Below are 1,026 nucleotides of genomic sequence, written 5' to 3' on the forward strand. Positions count from 1 at the left end.
TGAAAAGTACCGCGGGAGCGGAGTGAAATAGTACCTGAAACCGTGTGCCTACAAGCCGTGGGAGCGTCGTTCACCAGCTTGCTGGTGGGCCGTGACTGCGTGCCTTTTGAAGAATGAGCCTGCGAGTTTGCGGTGTGTAGCGAGGTTAACCCGTGTGGGGTAGCCGTAGCGAAAGCGAGTCCGAATAGGGCGTCTGAGTTGCATGCCCAAGACCCGAAGCGGAGTGATCTAGCCATGGGCAGGTTGAAGCGCGGGTAAGACCGTGTGGAGGACCGAACCCACCAGGGTTGAAAACCTGGGGGATGACCTGTGGTTAGGGGTGAAAGGCCAATCAAACTCCGTGATAGCTGGTTCTCCCCGAAATGCATTTAGGTGCAGCGTCACGTGTTTCTTGCCGGAGGTAGAGCACTGGATAGGCGATGGGCCTTACCGGGTTACTGACCTTAGCCAAACTCCGAATGCCGGTAAGTGAGAGCGTGGCAGTGAGACTGTGGGGGATAAGCTCCATGGTCGAGAGGGAAACAGCCCAGAACACCGACTAAGGTCCCTAAGCGTGTGCTAAGTGGGAAAGGATGTGGAGTCGCAGAGACAACCAGGAGGTTGGCTTAGAAGCAGCCACCCTTGAAAGAGTGCGTAATAGCTCACTGGTCAAGTGATTCCGCGCCGACAATGTAGCGGGGCTCAAGCACATCACCGAAGTCGTGTCATTGCAGCATATAGGGCCAACGCCTGCTGTGATGGGTAGGGGAGCGTCGTGTGCCGGGTGAAGCGGCGGTGGAAACCAGTCGTGGACGGTATACGAGTGAGAATGCAGGCATGAGTAGCGATACAAGAGTGAGAAACTCTTGCGCCGATTGACCAAGGGTTCCTGGGTCAAGCTGATCTGCCCAGGGTAAGTCGGGACCTAAGGCGAGGCCGACAGGCGTAGTCGATGGACAACGGGTTGATATTCCCGTACCCGCTTTGAAGCGCCAACGTCGAACCAGGTGATGCTAAGGCCGTGAAGCCGGCCCGGAGTCTTCGGAC

Annotated in this window: 1 rRNA gene; it reads left to right on the forward strand. The window is 56.9% G+C overall.

What is annotated here, in order from left to right:
• Positions 1-1,026: ribosomal RNA gene (locus tag ACLWS4_RS37135) — 23S ribosomal RNA — on the forward strand; the annotation flags it as partial.

The sequence above is a fragment of the Kitasatospora sp. SC0581 genome (assembly GCF_048159585.1).
Classification (GTDB): domain Bacteria; phylum Actinomycetota; class Actinomycetes; order Streptomycetales; family Streptomycetaceae; genus Kitasatospora.